The sequence below is a fragment of the Endozoicomonas arenosclerae genome (assembly GCF_001562015.1).
Lineage (GTDB): Bacteria > Pseudomonadota > Gammaproteobacteria > Pseudomonadales > Endozoicomonadaceae > Endozoicomonas_A > Endozoicomonas_A arenosclerae.
On sequence record NZ_LASA01000234.1, the window covers coordinates 1 to 2229 of the forward strand.

Here is a 2229-nt window from a genome sequence, read left to right on the forward strand (position 1 = left end):
CCTCCATGTCTTGCCACTCGTCCGCTCCACATATGACTGCGCATACAGCAATGATAAGTATATCGAGCAGGTTGTGATCACACATGCCGGGGCAGCGAGGATCAGGAACTTTGGCTAAAAAATCAGCTAGTGGCTGGTACTGCTTGGCTTCCATGCGGATGAACTACTCTAGGAGACTCGAATAAACTGGATAGAGAGTTTACAAGAAATTTATCTTCGAGTGTTCAGATTGATGCAATTGCCCTGCCCAGTTTCCCGGGTTGGCATCTCCCGAGACAAAACTCTGTACATCAAAAAGTACCGAACTTTGAGTTTGGAAAAATGCTAGACGTTCATGAACCGACGGAAGTGGACTTAAACGTCGCATGGCTTTTGTTGTCTGTTCTACGGACCATTTGTGGACTTTTACTGTTGGCTCGAAAGAGAGGGTCAAATCGTGAATTGACTTGAGTTGATGATAAGTTGCGGAAGAACTTATCAGTTGGGGAGGGTTAATGGTGTCAGGAATATACTCAAGAATTACAGAGTCTGTTGTCTCGTCAATAAGTTTCGGAATATGAACACCAGACTGTTTCAGAATAGGGGCAACATCCCGATAAAAAAATCTTTCCACATCCGAGACCTGGGTTTTCTGTATACAGGATTGTCCTAGCCACTCCGTGATGAAAACACTGGCATCTCCCATCTGGGACAGGTCTTTTTTTATTGTCATAAGTCACTCTTTAACGGCTGGATATGAGCGCCTTCGAATAGTTTCACAGATGTCGTCGTAGTCACTGAAGTGATCAAAAACATAATCTGCAAAATTCGATCGGGTTGCATCCTTTGTTTTCCAGATAGTCGTCAATCCCAGTTGTTTGGCTGGTTTGATATCGTGAGAAAGGCTATCACCACAGAAACAGGTTGGGGCGTTATTCTTCCCCAGTTGATTCAGACCCATTCTGAAAATTTCAGGGTAGGGCTTCTTGATGCCGGTTTCACCCGAGGTCACAATGAAGTCAAAATAGGGTTCGAAACCCAGAGCTCTGATCTTGTTTTGGGCCACAAACTCATCCTTGAACAGTGAGTGATCAAGATGGAGGTGATTTATTTTGCTACTGCAGAGGTAATCGGCATAGTTTTTCAGAGTAGCCGTTTTGTCATGTAAAGTATCATCAAGATCAAAAATAATATTCATCAGGTTATCTGGTTCGTGTTAAGGGTGATGAGGGCCAGTACGTCTTTCAGAAGCTGGTCCGGAGCTACACAAAACCTGGCTTGAGTCTGAGGATTCTGTGTAGATGAAACCAGTGCCGAGTCCATCCCAAGGTGAGTAGCACCCTGGATGTCAGCAATTTCAGAGTCACCAATCATCAAAGTATCAGCGGGTGATACACCCAACCGGTCGAGTACCGCTTCAAATGCTTTATGGTAGGGCTTTCGATAACCAATCTCACACGACCATACGATGCTATTGAAATACCGGGCTAAACCACGTTGCTCCAGATCCTTCTGGAAGATGTCGGCTGGCCCTGTAGCATTCGACAACAAACCCAGTTTATAACCACTGTCTTTCAGGCGTGAGAGCATTTCTTCTACATCCGGAAAAAGTGTATTGGAGCGACAAAACTCCATTAAATGCTTCCGGCCAATACTTTCATCAAAAGGAAGGTCAGCATCACGAAAACACCTGGCCCAGATTTCAAGCCACTCAGGTTGCTCCTGCTGATCTGGTTTGTATAAGGTTACAATTTCATTTTCAATGTTCTGGCCAATAGTGAAAGCTTTTTCGTGATCCAGAACGGTATCAAGCGCTTTTGCCAATGATGCGGATTTTGCCAGTGTGTTGCCAAAGTCGAATAGGATTGCTTTGTACATAGAGAGTCTTGGTAAAGTCTGATCTATCAGGTGTGAAAATTATCTGTGGAAAGTAAAGAAGGTATTTATTGTTCAGTAAAGGCTATTCATTTAAAGTTTTTATAGTCAGGTCATCCCACCGACAGCTTATTGATTTGGGCCAAAACTTCCCGACAAGAGTTTCTGTATAACTGACACCTCATATTTGAGGTGTACATGAGCAAAGTCGACGGCCGTAAAATTTCCCATGATGTTCGAGAATCTATTCGTTTAGAGGCTATACACCTATGGCTGGAGGGTGCCACTGTCAATCAGCTATCCGAAAAGTATTCTACTCACAGGTCATGCGTTTACGATTGGATTGATCGTTATGAACGAGGTGGCTTGGAAGCC

The 2229-nt window shown here is 44.0% G+C and carries 5 protein-coding genes; 1 reads left to right on the forward strand and 4 read right to left on the reverse strand.

Annotated elements, in window-relative coordinates; genetic code table 11:
- From WG89_RS33125 to WG89_RS28130, 4 genes are all read right to left on the reverse strand, one after another.
- The coding region (locus WG89_RS33125) for a transposase family protein (protein ID WP_172806667.1) at positions 1–154 on the reverse strand (154 nt) is incomplete at its 3' end.
- 45 nt (positions 155–199) lie between these two features.
- Positions 200–712: a hypothetical protein gene (locus WG89_RS28120; protein ID WP_062271046.1), complete on the reverse strand. Its 513-nt coding sequence runs from the start codon at positions 710–712 to the stop codon at positions 200–202.
- 3 nt (positions 713–715) lie between these two features.
- Complete coding sequence (locus tag WG89_RS28125; RefSeq protein WP_062271048.1) at positions 716–1177, reverse strand: HAD-IA family hydrolase; 462 nt, start codon at positions 1175–1177, stop codon at positions 716–718.
- Positions 1177–1857 carry an HAD family hydrolase gene (locus WG89_RS28130; RefSeq protein WP_062271050.1) on the reverse strand — a complete coding sequence of 227 codons (681 nt, stop codon included), beginning with the start codon at positions 1855–1857 and terminating at the stop codon, positions 1177–1179. The genes WG89_RS28125 and WG89_RS28130 overlap by 1 nt, the downstream gene beginning before the upstream one ends.
- A 195-nt stretch (positions 1858–2052) precedes the next feature.
- Here WG89_RS28130 and WG89_RS33130 point away from each other — a divergent pair.
- Positions 2053–2229, forward strand: a 177-nt coding sequence (locus WG89_RS33130) for a helix-turn-helix domain-containing protein (protein ID WP_153301802.1), incomplete at its 3' end; no start/stop codon positions are given.

Bases quoted from the DNA above. Each gene is read 5' to 3' on its own strand.
- WG89_RS28120 (WP_062271046.1), bottom strand. From the start codon at position 712: ATGACAATAAAAAAAGACCTGTCCCAGATGGGAGATGCCAGTGTTTTC.
- WG89_RS28125 (WP_062271048.1), bottom strand. From the start codon at position 1,177: ATGAATATTATTTTTGATCTTGATGATACTTTACATGACAAAACGGCT.
- WG89_RS28130 (WP_062271050.1), bottom strand. From the start codon at position 1,857: ATGTACAAAGCAATCCTATTCGACTTTGGCAACACACTGGCAAAATCC.